This is a genomic window from Kitasatospora sp. NPDC050463 (genome assembly GCF_040655255.1).
GTDB lineage: Bacteria > Actinomycetota > Actinomycetes > Streptomycetales > Streptomycetaceae > Kitasatospora.
Genome location: NZ_JBFAJO010000086.1, coordinates 19589 through 34087, shown reverse-complemented (window position 1 = coordinate 34087; position 14499 = coordinate 19589). Strand labels below are relative to the sequence as shown.

The window sequence follows — 14499 nt, the reverse complement described above, 5'->3', positions numbered from 1 at the left end:
GCGGGGCGGGTGGGGGGGGGCGGGGGCCCCCCCCGGGCGGGGTTGGGGCGGGGCGGGCCGGACCAGGTCCGGCGGCCACCGCCGCGTCGTCGACAGGTATCGGGCGGGGACGGTCAGGGGCGGTCGAGGGTGATGGAGTTGACCGGGCCCAGGTCGGCCCAGACCCCGTTCTGGGCGGGCATGTCGTAGTTGCAGTTGGTGCCGTTGTAGCCGAGGCACAGGTGGGCGTGGGCACCACCGGTCTGGTTGTTGAGCACCCAGTGCCAGCCGGTCTTGTTGCTCAGGTTGTGGGCGCCGTAGCTGTAGAACACGTCGGTCGGCGGGGTGGAGGTGGGGGCGCCCTCGCCGTAGATGCAGACCGCCCCGGACGGGCAGCCGTCCCAGCTGTCGGCGGCCTGGGCACCGGTGGCGCCCAGGGTGGTGACGGCGGCGGTCGCAAGGGCGAGCGCGGCGGCGGCGTGCAGGATCCTGCGCATGGTGGTTCTCCCTCTGATGTGGCTGGTCCGGGGGTGACTGGCCCGGCCGGTGATCAGCAGCGTAGGAGCGGTGCGGCGCCGGCGGTCCCTGACGGATGACAGGGTGTGCCGGGCCCGCGGATCGAAGCGGGGACCGTCAGAACGACGCGGATCGAAGCGGGGGCCGTCACCACGGCACGCGTCGCCGCGCAGGTCGGAGGCGGTCTGCCGGGGCGGGCGGCCGCCGCAGGGACCGGGCCCGCCCCGGTGAGGGCGGGCCCGGCCGGCGCCTACTGCGGAGCCGGGGCGTAGCCCGCGGGCCGGGCAGTGAAGGTGCCCCGGCCCTGGGTGCGGCTGCGCAGCCCGGTCGCGTAGCCGAACAGCTCGGCCACCGGCACGGTCGCCGTCAGCGTCGCCGCACCGGCCCGTGCCTGCGAGGCCTGGACCCGGCCGCGGCGGGCCGCCAGGTCACCGAGCACGCCGCCGACCGCGTCCTCGGGCACGCTCACCGTCACCTCGGCGACCGGCTCCAGCAGGAGCGGGCGGCAGAGCCGCAGCGCCTGGCGCAGGGCCTGGCGACCGGCGGTGCGGAACGCCAGGTCCGACGAGTCCTTGGGGTGGGTGGCCCCGTCGGTCAGCGTGACGAGCACCCCGGTGACGGAGTGACCGCCCAGCGGCCCCTCGGCGAGCGCGTCGCGGCAGCCGGCCTCCACGGCCTGGACGTACTCCTTCGGCACCCGACCGCCGGTGACGGTCGAGCGGAACACGAACCCCTCCGCGGCCCGGGCGTCATCGCCGTCCAGCGGCGCCACGTCGAACACGACATGGGCGAACTGGCCGGCGCCGCCCTCCTGTTTGACGTGTCGGTGGACCAGGCCGGACACGCTGCCGGCGATGGTCTCCCGGTAGGCCACCTGCGGCCGCCCGACAGTCACCTCCAGCCCGTGGACGCGGCGGATCTTCTCCACCGCGACCTCCAGGTGCAGCTCGCCCAGCCCCGACAGCACTCGCTGGCCCGTCTCCGGGTCGGTCCGGACCCGCAGCGACGGGTCCTCCTCGGCGAGCCGGGCCAGCGCCGTGGCCAGGCGGTCGGTGTCGACGGCCCGGCGGGCCTCGACGGCCACCGTGACGACCGGGTCGGCCGCCACGGTCGGTTCCAGGACCAGCGGTGCGCCGGGCGCACAGAGCGTGGCACCCGCACGGGCGGCCTTGACCCCGACCACGGCGACGATGTCCCCGGCCGCCGCCGACTCCGTCTCGGCGTGCCGGTCGGCCCGGACCCGCAGGATCCGGGCGACCCGTTCGGTGCGCCCCGTACCGGCGTCCAGCACCGTGTCCCCCTTCCGGATCGTGCCCGAGTAGACGCGCAGGTAGGTGAGCCGGCCGGTGGCGGTGGCGTTCACCTTGAACGCCAGCGCGGCGAACGGCCCGGCCGGATCGGCGGTGCGCCGCTGCTCCGCGCCGTCGAGCAGGCCGCGCACGGCCGGCACGTCCAGCGGCGAGGGCAGGTAGTCCACCACGGCCGCGAGCAGCGGTTCGATGCCCCGGTTGCGGTAGGCCGAGCCGCACAGCACGACCACGGCCTCGCCGGTGCGGGTGAGGTCGCGCAGCGCGGCGGACAGCGTCCCGGTGGAGAGCGCCGCACCGTCGCAGTACTCCTCCAGCGCGCCGGGGTGGAGCCCGGCCACCGCCTCGTCGAGCAGGCGGCGGCGGTGCTCGGCCTCGGCCCACAGCTCGTCGGGGACGGGGCCCTCCCGGTAGGCGTCCGGGCCGGGCCGGTCGGCCCAGGTGAGGGCGCGCATCCGCAGCAGGTCGACGACGCCGGTGAAGCCGTTCTCCTGCCCGATGGGCAGCTGGACGGCGAGCGGGACGGGGTGCAGGCGGTCGCGGATGGAGGCGACGGCCGCGTCCAGGTCGGCGCCGGCGCGGTCGAGCTTGTTGACGAACGCGATCCTCGGCACGCCGTGCCGGTCGGCCTGGCGCCACACCGACTCGCTCTGCGGCTCGACGCCCGCCACGGCGTCGAAGACCGCCACCGCCCCGTCGAGCACCCGCAGCGAGCGCTCCACCTCGTCGGCGAAGTCCACGTGGCCCGGGGTGTCGATCAGGTTGATCCGGTGGCCGTCCCAGGCGCAGCTGACCGCCGCGGCGAAGATGGTGATGCCCCGGTCGCGCTCCTGGGGGTCGAAGTCCGTGACGGTCGTCCCGTCGTGGACCTCGCCCCGCTTGTGGGTGGCGCCGGTGAGGTAGAGGATCCGCTCGGTGACGGTGGTCTTGCCCGCGTCCACGTGGGCGAGGATGCCCAGGTTGCGCACGGTGGCGATGGCCGCGGTGGCGGAGGTCGTGGTGCTGGTCGTGCTGACGAGGTCGGTGCGCATGGCCCGGTGCCTTTCGGGGTGGTCCGCGGAGGTGACGGCGCGATTGCGGCGACGACGGCGGCAGTCGGCCGGAGGCTGTCCGGCCACCCCGCACGCACCTGACGCTCAGTCATCAGAGCAGGGGCGGGCGGGGGTTCAGGCGTTCGTCGCGGACTTCCGGTACCGACCGCGCAGCGGGCACCGGGCGCACGAGGACACCAGGATCACCTCGTACCGCGACGAGGGAACGACAACAGCGGTGCGGTAGCGCACGACTGCTCCTCCCTCACTCGTCACGGAGCACGCCACCCCACGGACCGCGGCGGCGTGCGACTGCGGTGCGAGTCTAGGGAGCCCGGGCGGCGCGGGTCACCCGGTTTTCCCGCCCGCCGCCGGGCGGCCACGGCAGCCACGGCGGCACCGCCGAGCACGACGACCGAGCACGACGGCCGAGCGGCACCGACGAGCACCAGCACCGACCACGCCGGAAGCAAGTGACGTACCCCCTCGACGAGTTCGTCCCGGATCAGCGGCCACCGGGAAGCCGACCGCACCCCGGGCGCCGTCAGGGCGCGCTGCGGCAGGCCTCGCCCTCGGCCGGCGCCGCCGACGCGGTCGGCACCCCCGGTCGGCCCCCCGCCCCGCGCGGCCGGCCGAGCACCACGCCCGCCAGCACCAGCAGCAGCCCGCCCGCCTGGAGCGGCCCGAGCTCCTCCCCCGCCACCGCCGTACCGAGCAGGACACCGGTCAGCGGGTTGAGCAGCCCGATCAGCCCGACCGTCCCCGCCGGCAGGTGCCGCAGTCCGGCGAACCACGCCGCGAACGCCAGTGCGGTGGCCACCACGGTGACGTAGCCGAAGGCGAGCAGCTCCGGCAGGCCGGGAGCCGGCGGCGCGCCCTCGGCGAGCGCGGCCACCGGGAGCAGCACGAGCCCGCCCGCGATCAGCTGCCAGGAGGTCGAGGCCAGGACGTCCGCGCCGTCGCGCCACCGGCCGGCGAGCACGTAGCCGCAGGAGGAGACCAGCATGGCGGCCACCGAGGCGGCCAGCCCGGGCAGGCTCACCGCGCCCGTCCGGGTCAGCACCATCAGCCCGACCCCTGCCAGGCCCACCAGTGCGCCGGCCAGGTGCGCGCGGGCGGGCCGCTCGGCCACCAGGGCCCAGGCGATCAGCATCATCGCCAGCGGGGAGGCCGCCATGACGGTCGAGGCGACGCTGGTGGCCAGCAGCTGTGAGGCGACGTAGAGCAGGACGAAGAAGACGCCCGTGTTGAGCAGCCCTAGCACCGCCGAACGCCACCACCAGGCGCCGCGCGGCCGCCGTCGACAGAGGGCCAGCAGGATCAGGCCGGCCGGCAGGGCCCGCAGGGCGGCACCCCAGAGCGGGCGGTCGGCCGGGAGGAACTCGCGGGTGACGTAGTAGTTGGCACCCCAGGCGACCGGCGCGACGGCGGTCAGCACCACCCATCGCAGATTCGCTTCCATGGAAGCAATATACCTTCCGGGGAAGCTATCCCGCTAGGATGGGGACCATGGAGCATCAGCGCGAACCGGTCGGACCGCCGCCCGGAGCCCCGGACCACGTGGCCGCCATCCAGGCCGAATGGCGGCGGGAGCGGCCCGACCTCGATGTCTCGCCACAGGCGGTGATCGGCCGGCTGCACCGCCTCGCCGCCCGTCTCACCGACGAACTCGGCCTGGTGTACGGCCGCTACGGGCTGGGCGAGGGCGAGTTCGACGTGCTCGCCGCACTGCGCCGGGCCGGCTCCCCGTTCGAACGGGCCCCCGGTGAGCTCGCCGCCCACACGATGGTCACCACCGGCGCCATGACCAAGCGGATCGACCGCCTGGAGCGGGCCGGCCTGGTCACCCGCCGCCGCAGCGACGAGGACGGGCGCGGGCGCGTGGTCGCCCTCACCCCGGCCGGCCGCCGACTGATCGACGAGGCCTTCACCGCCCACATGCGCAACGAACACCGCCTGCTGGAGCTGCTCACCCCGGAGGAAGCGGGCACCCTGGAGGGCCTCCTGACCACCTGGCAGCACCGCCTGGACCACCGGCAGCCACCCGCCGCCACCTGACAGCGGCCCGGCACCCCACCCCGCCCCCGCCGCACACCCACCCCGGCGCGCCCGGCCCGCCGCGCCCGCCCCGGCGCACACCCACCCCGGCGCGCCCGGCCGGACGGAGCCGCCGCGTCGACTCAGGACACCGGCGTCCACCCCGGCGGCGTCAGCCCGGTGTCGTCCAGGATCCGGTCCACGCTCTGCTCCAGGGTGCTGTCCTGGCCGATGACCCGCTCCACACCCCCGGGCAGCAGGTCGCCCCCGACGTACCAGCCGGCCATGTCCTCCGAGGTGAACTCGGTGGCCTGCGGCCGCAGGGCGTGGCGGTGCAAGGTCTCCACGAGGTCGACGTCGAGGTAGTACAGCCGGGTGCGGCCGCGGTGGTCCGCGGCCAGCCGGCCCAGCATCGGGCCGTAGCGCGCAGCGGACAGGATGCCTTCGACGACGACGTGGAAGCCGTGGTCGAGGGCGTAGCGGGCGACGGTGTCGATCAGGCCGATCGCGGCCGCGCCGTCCGTGTCCCGCTCCCGCAGCACGGTCCGGCGCAGGTTGTCCTGGCCGACCAGCGCGAGCCCTCGCCCGTACCGGGCCCGCAGGGCGGCCGCGATGCTCGACTTGCCGGATCCGCTGTTGCCCCGCAGGACGACCAGCACGGTGTGCTCACTCCCCGTCATCTGCACCACGCTAGTGGACGGCCCCCGGGGCGTCAGCCGCTCCGCTGCCACCGGGTTGTGCACGAACCGGACCGTCGGCGGGCGCGACGGCGCCCATGGCGATGCCCCCCGGTGGTCGCCGGCCGCCCCTGGGACACGCTCGCCGCACACTTCGACGAAGCGCTGCGCCCGCCCCGGGGCGGGGCTCCGGCCGAGATCCCGGCCGGGCCCCGGCCCCTGCGGTCCGTCAGAGCGGCCGGGTGTCGTAGGCGTCCCGGGCGGCGAGCACCTCGGGCATGTTCTCCTCGGCCCAGGCCTTGATCGCCCGCATCAGCGGCAGCAGGCCGGTCCCCAGCGGGGTCAGCGCGTAGTCGACCCGGACCGGCACCGAGGGTGTGACGGTGCGGGTGAGCAGGCCGTCGCGCTCCAGGGCGCGCAGGGTCTGGGTGAGCATCTTCTCGCTGACCCCGGCCAGCCGGCGGCGCAGGTCGCTGTAGCGCTGCGGGCCGTCGGCCAGGGCGTTGACGAGAAGGCTGACCCACTTGTCACCGATCCGGTCGAGCAACTGCCGGGCCGGGCACTGCGCGAGATAGGCGTCGAAGCCGGCGCGCTCGGCCGAGCGGCGCTGAGCGGCGGTCATGGTGGCCATGGGCTCTCCTCCCCGTACGGTACGCACTTCGCGGTGCGTGCTTTCCGCTGGAGGGCAACTCTCCCTAGCGTGGGCACCGTTCGCAAGCCCGACCCTTTCTCTCGGGCCTCCCGGACCTCCCGCTCCCCCAGTCCCGCCGTCCCCTCCCCCGAAGGAGTTCGCAGTGCGCGCCGTCGTCGTTCGCAGCCATGCCGGTCCCGAAGCCCTGGAGCTGGTGGACGTCCCCGTGCCCGAGGTCGGACCGGGCCAGGTGCGGGTCCGGGTGGCGGCCGCCGGGGTCAACCCGGTGGACGCCGTGACCCGGTCCGGGGCCCTGCTGGCGGCGGGGCTGATGGCACCGCGCGAGGTGACCGGCCTGGGCTGGGACGTGGCCGGGGCGGTCGACTGTGTGGGCGTGGGGGTGTCCGGCTTCGGCCCGGGCGACCCGGTGATCGGCCTGCGCGACCGCCTGGACGTCTCCCTCGGCACCTACGCCGACTACGTGGTGCTGGACGCCTCGGCGCTGGCCCCGGCCCCGGCCGGGGTGCCGGCGGTCGAGGCCGCGACCCTGCCGCTGAACGGGCTGACCGCCACCCAGGCACTGGACCTGCTCGACCTGCCCGCCGGCGGCACGCTGCTGGTGACCGGCGCGGCCGGTGCGGTGGGCGGCTTCGCCGTCGAACTCGCCGCCCTCCGGGGCCTGCGGGTCGTGGCGATGGCCGGCGAGGCCGACGAGGCGCTGGTCCGGGGGCTGGGCGCCGACCGGTTCGTGCCGCGCGGCACCGCCGATCCGGCCGCCGCCGTCCGGGCGCTCGTCCCGGGCGGGGTGGACGGCGCCCTGGACGCGGCCCTGCTCGGGGTGGTCGCGCTCGGCGCGGTCCGCAACCGGGGAGCCTTCGTCAGCGTGGCCGGCGGCGCACCGCAGGGCCTGCGCGGCATCCGGGTGTCCACCGTCTGGATCACCGCCGACGGCCCGGCGCTCGCCGAACTGTCCGCCCTGGCCGCCGCACGGCGGCTCACCCTGCGGGTGGCGGGCACCCACCCGCTGGCGCGGGCCGCCGACGCCCACCACCGGCTGGCCCGCGGCGGCCTGCGCGGCCGACTCGTCCTGGTGCCCTGAACCACCCCGGCCCGGTCACCGGTCCGGGCTGTCGGAGGTCTCGAACCACCTTCGCCCCGCGTACCGTTGGCGGAGCCAGGCGAGTGCGCCGAGCAGGCCGACCACGCCGCCCGCGCAGAGCTTGACGGCGCCCTTGGCGAGCAGCCACCCGACGCCGGGGGCCGTCCAGCCCAGCCAGTGGAAGACGGCCAGCAGGACCGCCACGGCACCCAGCGCCGCCAACGCGGTGGCGACCACCGCCGCCCCGGTGGAGAGTTCGCGCTCCTCGGTCGCCGTCGCCGGTGTCTCGTTCGTGCCCCCATGATCCATGAGGGCGATCCTACGTCGGCCTCAGCGCGGGGCGTGGTGGGTGTCGCCGCTGTGCTCGCCGGTCTCGTGGTCGGGGAAACTGACGGCCAGGGTGACGCGGTACTCGTAGACGTCGTCGCAGTGCCCGGGCACGCGCGCCCAGGCCATCGAGTGCACCTCCGCCTCGGGTGCCTGTCGGCACCAGGCGGCGGCCTCCTCCAGGGCCCGGGCCGCCGAACGGCCGGTGCACACCACGGCGGTGTACGCGGCGACGGCGACGTCGCCACCGCTGCGCCCCGCCCGCGAGACCGCCCGAACGGCGGCTGCGGCATGGGTCAGGTCACGGGCCAGGTCGTCCACCACGCGAGGCGGCGCCGGGAGGACCACCGGCCCCTCCGCCACGGTCTCCGGCAGGTTCGTGCTCACCGTCTGGGCCTCCATCCGCCTGGTCACGGGATCCGCCGGGTGCGGGATCCACCTGGTCACCGGCCCAAGGATGCCGGGCGACCGTTCCTGGCATGACCACTTTCACCGGAGCATCACCCGTCCGGGGAGCTGATGGTGGAGAGATCGACACCGAACACCCCGCACTGGTAAGGGACCTTCACCGCATCGGACCTGGTCAGGACCGCCCGCCACGGGCGCCGTCCGGAGCCCGTCCGGACGTGCGCGTACCACCCCCGCACCCCGGACCGCCCGTCCGGCCGCCGGACGCGCCGGGTTCACCGTCGTGACGCAGCCGTACAACTCCCGTTGCGGGAACGGGAAGTACCGGCCGGGCCCGACCACTAGGATCCCCTCAGCATCGCAGTCCGCCGCACCGGCGGGCGCCAGTAGAGGGGGTCCCATGCAGCTCAAGTCACCGGTCCGGTACGGCCGTCGGCAGCTCTGGCTGCCCGCGCTGGCCCTTGCGGCCGTCGCGGTGGCCGGCTGCTCGTCCTCCGGCGGCGGGGCCACCGCGGCACCCCCTCCGACCACGCCCGCGCCCACCACATCGGCCCCCGCCGGATCGACGCCGCCCGGATCCACCGCGCCCACCGCCTCCGTACCGGCCCCCACCGCCGCCGGCACGCCCACCACCGCGCCCGCCGCCCGGCCGGACGATGCCTGCACGCTGCTGACCTCGCCCCAGGTCATCGCCGCGGTGGGCACCGGCGGCCCGTTCCGCGGCACCCACCTCGACCCGGCGAGCGACGGCAGCCCGGTCTGGGGCTGCACCTGGGGCTCCCGCCAGTCGTACGCCTCCATCCACGAGACCAGCCCGACCGCCCTGGCCTCCGCCCGGGCGAACGGCGAACTCCAGGTCACGCCGCTGCCGGGGGTCGGCCAGGAGGCGGTGCTGGCCCAGCGCAAGGACGGCACCCACCCGAGGGTGCTCTTCCTGACCGGCGGCCGCGCCTACGCCGTCGAGGTGGTCAAGGACCGCGGCCCGGGCGACGACGTCAACGCCCCGGCCGAGGCAGTCGCCGAGGGCGCGCTGGCGATGGTGCTGGCAAAGCAGCTCACGGCCTGAGCCGCCCCGCCGTCCCGCTGTCTCGCCCCCGGTCCGGCGGCGGGACGGCGGAGAGGCGGCGGCGGGACGGCGGCCACCGCCGCGGAGACGCCGGGCGGGCAGCCCGTTCCCTCCGGGGCGTGAACGGCGCCGGGGCGGGGGCTGCGGGCGGATGCGGGCACGACGCGGGCGTTCACAGAATGACGCCACGGCGCCGAACCCGTACTCCTCCGACAGCCAAGGCGGACCGTATGAGCCGACTCCACCCATCCCCGCCCCCGGGCGGCCCACGCACCACGCCGGCAAGCCGTCCGGTGGTGAGCCGAACGCCTGCGGCCCGCACCGGTACGGCCCTGCTGAGCGGGCTGGCGCTGCTCGCCCCGGCCGTGGCCGGTTCGCTGGCCACGGCGACACCCGCACGGGCCGACAACCCCACCGTCTCGGTGAACAGCATGCGCACCGGCTGGGACGCGGCCGAGCCGGGCCTGGGCCCCGCGCAGGTCTCCGCCTCGGACTTCGGCCGGCGCTGGTCCACCGCCGTCGACGGCGCCGTCCTCGCGCAACCGCTGGTCGCCGGTTCGACCGTGGTGGTCGCCAGCGAGACCAACCACGTCTACGGGATCGGCGCGGCCGACGGCCGGATCCTGTGGCAGCGAGCGCTCGGCTCGCCCGTCCCGTCGTCCACCGCCTGCCTCTCCCCCGGCACCGGCATCACCTCGACGCCCGTGTACGACAAGGCGACCGGCACGGTCTACCTGGTGACGAAGTCCTCCGAGGGCGGCGCCCACTTCTCGGTGCACGCGCTGGACGTCGCCTCGGGCGCCGAACGCGGCGGCTGGCCGGTCCCCGTCCAGGGAGCGCCGGTGAACAGCCCCGGGGTGCCGTTCGACCCGGGCACCTCGGCCCAGCGTTCCGGGCTCCTGCTGCTGGACGGCGCGGTGTACTTCGGCTTCGCCTCGGACTGCGGGGTCGGCACGTACGTCGGCGTCGTCGGGGGCGTCAACACGAGCTCCCGCAAGCTGACGCTCTGGTCCACCGAGTCCGGCTCCGCCTCGCAGAACGGGGGTGTCTGGATGAGCGGCGGCGGCCTGGTCTCGGACGGCTCCGGGCGGATCATCCTCGCCACCGGCAACGGCGCCGGCACGGGCTCCTCCCCGCCCAAGGGCCGGGCGACAAGCCGCAGGGCCACTTCGCCGAGTCCGTCGTGCGGCTGGGCGTGAACGCCGACGGCAGCCTCGCCCCGAAGGACTTCTTCAGCCCGACCAACAACCGGGACATGGACCACGGTGACCTGGACCTCGGCTCCGGCGGCCCCGCCGCCCTGCCGTCCGGCTTCGGCACGGCCGCCCACCCGCACCTGCTGGTGCAGGTCGGCAAGGACGGCCGGATCTTCCTGCTGGACCGCGACCACCTGGGCGGCATGGGCCAGGGCCCGAACGGCACCGACGGCACGGTCGGCACGACCGGCCCGTTCAAGGGCGTCTGGGGCCACCCCGGGGTCTGGGGCGGCGACGGCGGCTACGTCTACCTGGTCGAGAACTACGGCTCGCTGCGCGCGCTCAAGTACACGGTGAACAGCGCCGGGAACCCCCAGCTGACCAGCGCGGGCACCAGCACCGAGGGCTTCGGCTACGCCTCCGGCTCACCCGTGGTCACCTCCAACGGGACGGCCTCCGGCTCGGCACTCGTCTGGACCGTCTACTCCGGTACCGGTCCGGGCGGGCAGAACGGCGAGCTGCGGGTGTACGACCCGCTGCCGGTCAACGGCACGCTCAAGCTGCGCCGCAGCTTCGCGCTCGGCACGGTGAGCAGGTTCGCCGTCCCCGCCACGGACGCCGGGCGGGTGTTCGTCGGCACCAAGGACGGGCACCTGGTCGCCTTCGGACGCGCCGCTTCCTGACCACGGGACGCGGTGCGAGCACCCAAACCCCCGGCCCCGGCCCATCACCCGTTCGAGCCCGTTTGACCGCGCATCGTGCGGGTTGGACCGGCGGCCGGGCCCGGCGGCTCGTAGCGTCTTGACCCACGGGGCCGCGCGGCCCACAGGGCCCGTGTGCTCCTCCCACCCGCCCTCTCCCGAGGAGGAATCCGATGAACCGCACTGCCGCTCCGCTGCCCACCCCCGCCGCCGCACCGCCCGAGCGCCCGGCCGGCGCCGCCGCGAGGCCCGCCTGGTCCGCGCCGGCGGTCGAGTGCCACCGCACCGGCGCCGAGGTCACCGCCTACGCCGGACGGGCCGCCCAGTGGCGCAACCGCTGACCCGCGAGCGGTTCGCGGCGAGGCTGTACGACCTGCGGGAACGGTACTGGGACACCCACCCGTTCCATCTGCGCCTGCACTCCGGTGGCTGCACGCCACCGGAGTTGCGGCGCTGGGTCGCCAACCGCTGGTACTACCAGCTCTGCCTGACCCGCAAGAACGCCGCGATCATCGCCAACTGCCCGCTGCCGGAGGTCCGGCGGGCCTGGGTCGAACGGCTCGGCTACCAGGACGGTCCGGGCCCGGGGGCGGCCGCCCCGGAGGACGACGACCGGGGCAGGGGAAGGGGCGGGGACAGCGCCGCGCCGAACGAGGGTGGGCTGGCCGACTGGCTGGTGCTCGCCGAGGCCGTCGGCCTGGACCGCGCGGAGGTCACCGACGAGCGGCACGTCGCCCGCGGCGTCCGCTTCGCCGTCGACGGCTATCTGCACTTCTGCCAGACCAGACCGTGGACGGAGGGCGTGGCAGCGGCCCTCACCGAGATGTTCTCGCCCGACCACATGGCCCAGCGGGTGACCGCCTGGCGCACCCACTACGACTGGATCGACCCGGCGGGGTACGCGTACTTCGAACACCGCATCCCCACCGCTCGCAAGGACAGCGCCCGCACCCTGGAGCTCGTGCTGGACCACTGCGTCACCGCCCACCAGCAGCAGGCCGCACTCGACGCCCTGGCCTTCAAGTGCGAGGTGCTGCGCGCCATGCTGGACGCCGTCGACTACGGGGGCGACCGGTGACGACCGCTCCGACCGCCGAGGTGCCCGGGCTGCGGCGCGGGGTGCGGCTGGTGCACGACCCGGTCCGCGACCGGGCCGCGCTGCTGTACCCCGAGGGTGTCCTGCTGCTCAACGACACCGCCGCCGCCGTGCTGCGCCACTGCGACGGGCGGCGCGACGCCGGCCTGATCACCGCCGGGCTCGCCGCCGAGTACGACGGGGTGGACGGCGCGCAGGTCCGCGAACTGCTCGCCGACCTCGCCGAGCGCCGGCTGCTCACCCTGGACGGCTCCGGCTCGCCCGCGCTGGCGTACCCGGCCACCGGGCTGCCGGGCGCCGCCGTCCGGGCACCGGCACCGTTCGGCCTGATCGCCGAACTCACCTACCGCTGCCCGCTGCAGTGCACCTACTGCGCCAACCCGCTCGAACTCGCCCGCTACCGTGACGAGCTGGACACCGATCAGTGGCTCCGCGTGCTCGACCGGGCACGCGGCCTCGGCGTCCTGCAGGTCCACCTCACCGGCGGGGAGCCGCTGCTCCGCCGCGACCTGGACCGGATCGTCGCCCACGCACACGGCCTGGGCCTCTACACCAACCTGGTCACCAGCGGCATCCCGCTGGACGGGCCACGCGCCGCCGCACTCGCCGAGGCCGGGCTGGACCACGTCCAGCTCTCCGTCCAGGACGCCGACCTGCGCCGCGCGGACGCCGTCGCCGGCCTGGCCGCGCACGAGCGCAAGCTCGCCGCGGCCGCGCTGCTGACCGGCGCGGGGCTGCCGCTGACCGTCAACGCCGTGCTGCACCGGGGCAATCTGGCCCGCCTCGGCGCACTCGCCGATCTGGCCGTGGCACTCGGCGCCGACCGGGTCGAGCTGGCGCACACCCAGTTCTACGGCTGGGCCTGGCACAACCGGGCCCACCTCGCCCCGAGCGAGGCGCAGGTCCGCCAGGCCGAGCTGGACGTGGCCGCCGCCCGGGAACGCCACGGCGACCGGATCGAGATCGTGCACGTCGCGGCCGACCACCACGGCGGCACCGTGAAGCCCTGTATGGACGGCTGGGGCAGGCGACAGCTGGTCGTCGCCCCCACCGGCGACGTACTGCCCTGCCTGGCCGCCGCACAGCTGCCCGGCCCGGCGCTGCCGAACGCGGTGACCGACGGTCTCGCCGCGAGCTGGCACGACTCCTCCCTGTTCAACCGCTACCGGGGCACCGACTGGATGCCGGAGCCCTGCCGCAGCTGCGCGCTGCGCGAGGTGGACCACGGCGGCTGCCGGTGCCAGGCCTTCCAGTTCACCGGCGACCCGGGCGCCACCGACCCGGCCTGCCGGCTCTCCCCCGACCACCACCTGGTCACCGGGCCGGTCCCGACGGCCGCCCCGGCCCCCGCACCCCGGAGGATGCGCTGAAGATCAGGATCCTGGGCACGGCCGCCGGCGGCGGCCTGCCCCAGTGGAACTGCGGCTGCGAGGGCTGCGCCACCGCCCGCCGCACCGGCGCCGCCCGCAGCCAGGACTGCCTGGCGGTCAGCGCGGACGGCGCCGCCTGGTACCTGGTCAACGCCTCGCCCGACCTGCGCGCCCAGCTGCTGGCCACCCCCGAACTCGCCCCGGCGGCCGGCACCCGGGACACCCCGCTGCGCGGTGTCCTGCTCACCAGCGGCGAGCTCGACCACACCCTCGGACTGTTGACCCTGCGGGAGGCCGCCGGGCTGAGCGTGCACGCCACCGAGCCGGTCCGCGCCGCGCTGCACGGCGCCTTCCCGGTCGGCCCGCTGCTCGCGCCCTACACCAAAGCCCGCTGGCAGGGCGTCGTGCCCGGCACCGCCGTCGACCTGGCCGGCGGCCTGCGCGCCGAGCCGCTGGCGCTCGGCGGAAAGCGGCCCCGGTACGCCGCCGACCTGCCCGGCGAGGGCTGGGACGGACGGGCCGACTGGGTGACCGGCTACCGGTTCACGGCAGCCGGGAGCAACGCGAGCGCGGTGTACGCGCCCGGGCTGGCCGCCTGGACGCCGGAGCTCGACCGGGCGGTGGCCGCCGCGACCGTGGTGATCCTCGACGGCACCTTCGCCACCGACGACGAACTCGCCGAGCACACCGGCGGCTCGCGCTCCTCGCGCGGCATGGGCCACCTGGCGATCGAGGACTCGCTGGCCCAGCTGGCCCGACACCCCGGCCCGCGCTACCTCTACACCCACCTCAACAACACCAACCCGCTGGCGCATCCGAGCTCTCCCGGCTCCGCCGACCTCGCGGCGGCGGTGGCGGCGGTGGGCGCGACCGTCGCCGAGGACGGACAGCTCGTCGAGCTCTGAGGCGCCACCGCCGCTCTCCGCCCCACGGCCCCGGCACCCACGGCCCCGCCACCCACACGTTCACCGGACCGTGGGGCCCGGGAGAGCCGCTGCTCACCCGGGCCCTGTCAGATCGTCGTGATACTAATCATTCGCGGTAACACGAACTGTCAT

16 protein-coding genes are annotated in these 14499 nt (G+C 75.7%); 9 read left to right on the top strand and 7 right to left on the bottom strand.

The features are described from left to right. Nucleotides 1-113: 113 nt before the first annotated feature. From AB0J08_RS35290 to AB0J08_RS35280, 3 genes are all read right to left on the bottom strand, one after another. Nucleotides 114-476, bottom strand: a complete 363-nt coding sequence (locus AB0J08_RS35290; protein WP_360642264.1) for a hypothetical protein — start codon at nucleotides 474-476, stop codon at nucleotides 114-116. 269 nt (nucleotides 477-745) lie between these two features. After that, nucleotides 746-2833, bottom strand: coding sequence for an elongation factor G (gene fusA, locus AB0J08_RS35285; protein WP_360642262.1), 2088 nt, complete (start codon nucleotides 2831-2833; stop codon nucleotides 746-748). A 544-nt stretch (nucleotides 2834-3377) separates the two neighbouring features. Beyond that, nucleotides 3378-4295 (bottom strand): EamA family transporter, encoded by a 918-nt coding sequence (locus AB0J08_RS35280; protein ID WP_360642260.1) that lies wholly within the window; start codon nucleotides 4293-4295, stop codon nucleotides 3378-3380. Nucleotides 4296-4342: 47 nt separating this feature from the next. Between AB0J08_RS35280 and AB0J08_RS35275 the strand changes: the two genes are divergently transcribed. Then, a complete protein-coding gene (locus AB0J08_RS35275) occupies nucleotides 4343-4891 on the top strand; it encodes a MarR family transcriptional regulator (protein ID WP_360642258.1) in 549 nt (182 codons plus the stop codon). A gap of 122 nt (nucleotides 4892-5013) precedes the next feature. On the opposite strand, the gene AB0J08_RS35270 is transcribed toward AB0J08_RS35275, so the two are convergent. Both AB0J08_RS35270 and AB0J08_RS35265 read right to left on the bottom strand, forming a co-directional pair. After that, the gene (locus AB0J08_RS35270; protein ID WP_360642256.1) at nucleotides 5014-5550 is read right to left on the bottom strand and encodes an AAA family ATPase; all 537 of its coding nucleotides are present in this window, start codon (nucleotides 5548-5550) and stop codon (nucleotides 5014-5016) included. Nucleotides 5551-5776: 226 nt separating this feature from the next. Beyond that, complete coding sequence (locus AB0J08_RS35265; RefSeq protein WP_360642255.1) at nucleotides 5777-6178, bottom strand: helix-turn-helix domain-containing protein; 402 nt, start codon at nucleotides 6176-6178, stop codon at nucleotides 5777-5779. A 163-nt stretch (nucleotides 6179-6341) separates the two neighbouring features. On the opposite strand from AB0J08_RS35265, the gene AB0J08_RS35260 reads away from it, so the two are divergent. Further along, nucleotides 6342-7277 (top strand): NADP-dependent oxidoreductase, encoded by a 936-nt coding sequence (locus tag AB0J08_RS35260; protein ID WP_360642253.1) that lies wholly within the window; start codon nucleotides 6342-6344, stop codon nucleotides 7275-7277. Nucleotides 7278-7292: 15 nt separating this feature from the next. Here AB0J08_RS35260 and AB0J08_RS35255 read toward each other — a convergent pair whose 3' ends face one another. Further along, nucleotides 7293-7586 carry a hypothetical protein gene (locus AB0J08_RS35255; protein ID WP_360642251.1) on the bottom strand — a complete coding sequence of 98 codons (294 nt, stop codon included), beginning with the start codon at nucleotides 7584-7586 and terminating at the stop codon, nucleotides 7293-7295. A gap of 21 nt (nucleotides 7587-7607) precedes the next feature. Further along, nucleotides 7608-7991: a hypothetical protein gene (locus AB0J08_RS35250; RefSeq protein WP_360642249.1), complete on the bottom strand. Its 384-nt coding sequence runs from the start codon at nucleotides 7989-7991 to the stop codon at nucleotides 7608-7610. Nucleotides 7992-8412: 421 nt separating this feature from the next. On the opposite strand from AB0J08_RS35250, the gene AB0J08_RS35245 reads away from it, so the two are divergent. The 7 genes from AB0J08_RS35245 (at nucleotide 8413) to pqqB (ending at nucleotide 14346) form a co-directional block, all read left to right on the top strand. Continuing rightward, nucleotides 8413-9078, top strand: a complete 666-nt coding sequence (locus AB0J08_RS35245; RefSeq protein WP_360642247.1) for a hypothetical protein — start codon at nucleotides 8413-8415, stop codon at nucleotides 9076-9078. Between the two features lie 296 nt (nucleotides 9079-9374). After that, on the top strand, nucleotides 9375-10277 hold the full coding sequence (locus AB0J08_RS35240; protein ID WP_360642245.1) for a PQQ-binding-like beta-propeller repeat protein: 903 nt from the start codon (nucleotides 9375-9377) through the stop codon (nucleotides 10275-10277). Then, nucleotides 10262-10957 carry a hypothetical protein gene (locus AB0J08_RS35235; RefSeq protein ID WP_360642243.1) on the top strand — a complete coding sequence of 232 codons (696 nt, stop codon included), beginning with the start codon at nucleotides 10262-10264 and terminating at the stop codon, nucleotides 10955-10957. The genes AB0J08_RS35240 and AB0J08_RS35235 overlap by 16 nt, the downstream gene beginning before the upstream one ends. A gap of 191 nt (nucleotides 10958-11148) precedes the next feature. After that, nucleotides 11149-11316: a pyrroloquinoline quinone precursor peptide PqqA gene (pqqA, locus tag AB0J08_RS35230; protein WP_360642241.1), complete on the top strand. Its 168-nt coding sequence runs from the start codon at nucleotides 11149-11151 to the stop codon at nucleotides 11314-11316. Then, the gene (locus AB0J08_RS35225) at nucleotides 11301-12053 is read left to right on the top strand and encodes a pyrroloquinoline quinone biosynthesis protein C (protein WP_360642239.1); all 753 of its coding nucleotides are present in this window, start codon (nucleotides 11301-11303) and stop codon (nucleotides 12051-12053) included. The genes pqqA and AB0J08_RS35225 overlap by 16 nt, the downstream gene beginning before the upstream one ends. After that, a complete protein-coding gene (pqqE, locus tag AB0J08_RS35220; RefSeq protein ID WP_360642237.1) occupies nucleotides 12050-13441 on the top strand; it encodes a pyrroloquinoline quinone biosynthesis protein PqqE in 1392 nt (463 codons plus the stop codon). The genes AB0J08_RS35225 and pqqE overlap by 4 nt, the downstream gene beginning before the upstream one ends. Further along, nucleotides 13357-14346, top strand: a complete 990-nt coding sequence (gene pqqB, locus AB0J08_RS35215; RefSeq protein WP_360642268.1) for a pyrroloquinoline quinone biosynthesis protein PqqB — start codon at nucleotides 13357-13359, stop codon at nucleotides 14344-14346. Before pqqE ends, pqqB begins: the two co-directional genes overlap by 85 nt. Nucleotides 14347-14499 lie beyond the last annotated feature (153 nt).

What these genes read in the sequence shown, in the direction of transcription:
- AB0J08_RS35245 (WP_360642247.1), top strand. Translation starts at nt 8,413, where the DNA reads ATGCAGCTCAAGTCACCGGTCCGGTACGGCCGTCGGCAGCTCTGGCTG.
- AB0J08_RS35255 (WP_360642251.1), bottom strand. Translation starts at nt 7,586, where the DNA reads ATGGATCATGGGGGCACGAACGAGACACCGGCGACGGCGACCGAGGAG.
- fusA (WP_360642262.1), bottom strand. Translation starts at nt 2,833, where the DNA reads ATGCGCACCGACCTCGTCAGCACGACCAGCACCACGACCTCCGCCACC.
- AB0J08_RS35280 (WP_360642260.1), bottom strand. Translation starts at nt 4,295, where the DNA reads ATGGAAGCGAATCTGCGATGGGTGGTGCTGACCGCCGTCGCGCCGGTC.
- AB0J08_RS35290 (WP_360642264.1), bottom strand. Translation starts at nt 476, where the DNA reads ATGCGCAGGATCCTGCACGCCGCCGCCGCGCTCGCCCTTGCGACCGCC.
- pqqA (WP_360642241.1), top strand. Translation starts at nt 11,149, where the DNA reads ATGAACCGCACTGCCGCTCCGCTGCCCACCCCCGCCGCCGCACCGCCC.
- AB0J08_RS35270 (WP_360642256.1), bottom strand. Translation starts at nt 5,550, where the DNA reads ATGACGGGGAGTGAGCACACCGTGCTGGTCGTCCTGCGGGGCAACAGC.
- AB0J08_RS35265 (WP_360642255.1), bottom strand. Translation starts at nt 6,178, where the DNA reads ATGGCCACCATGACCGCCGCTCAGCGCCGCTCGGCCGAGCGCGCCGGC.
- AB0J08_RS35275 (WP_360642258.1), top strand. Translation starts at nt 4,343, where the DNA reads ATGGAGCATCAGCGCGAACCGGTCGGACCGCCGCCCGGAGCCCCGGAC.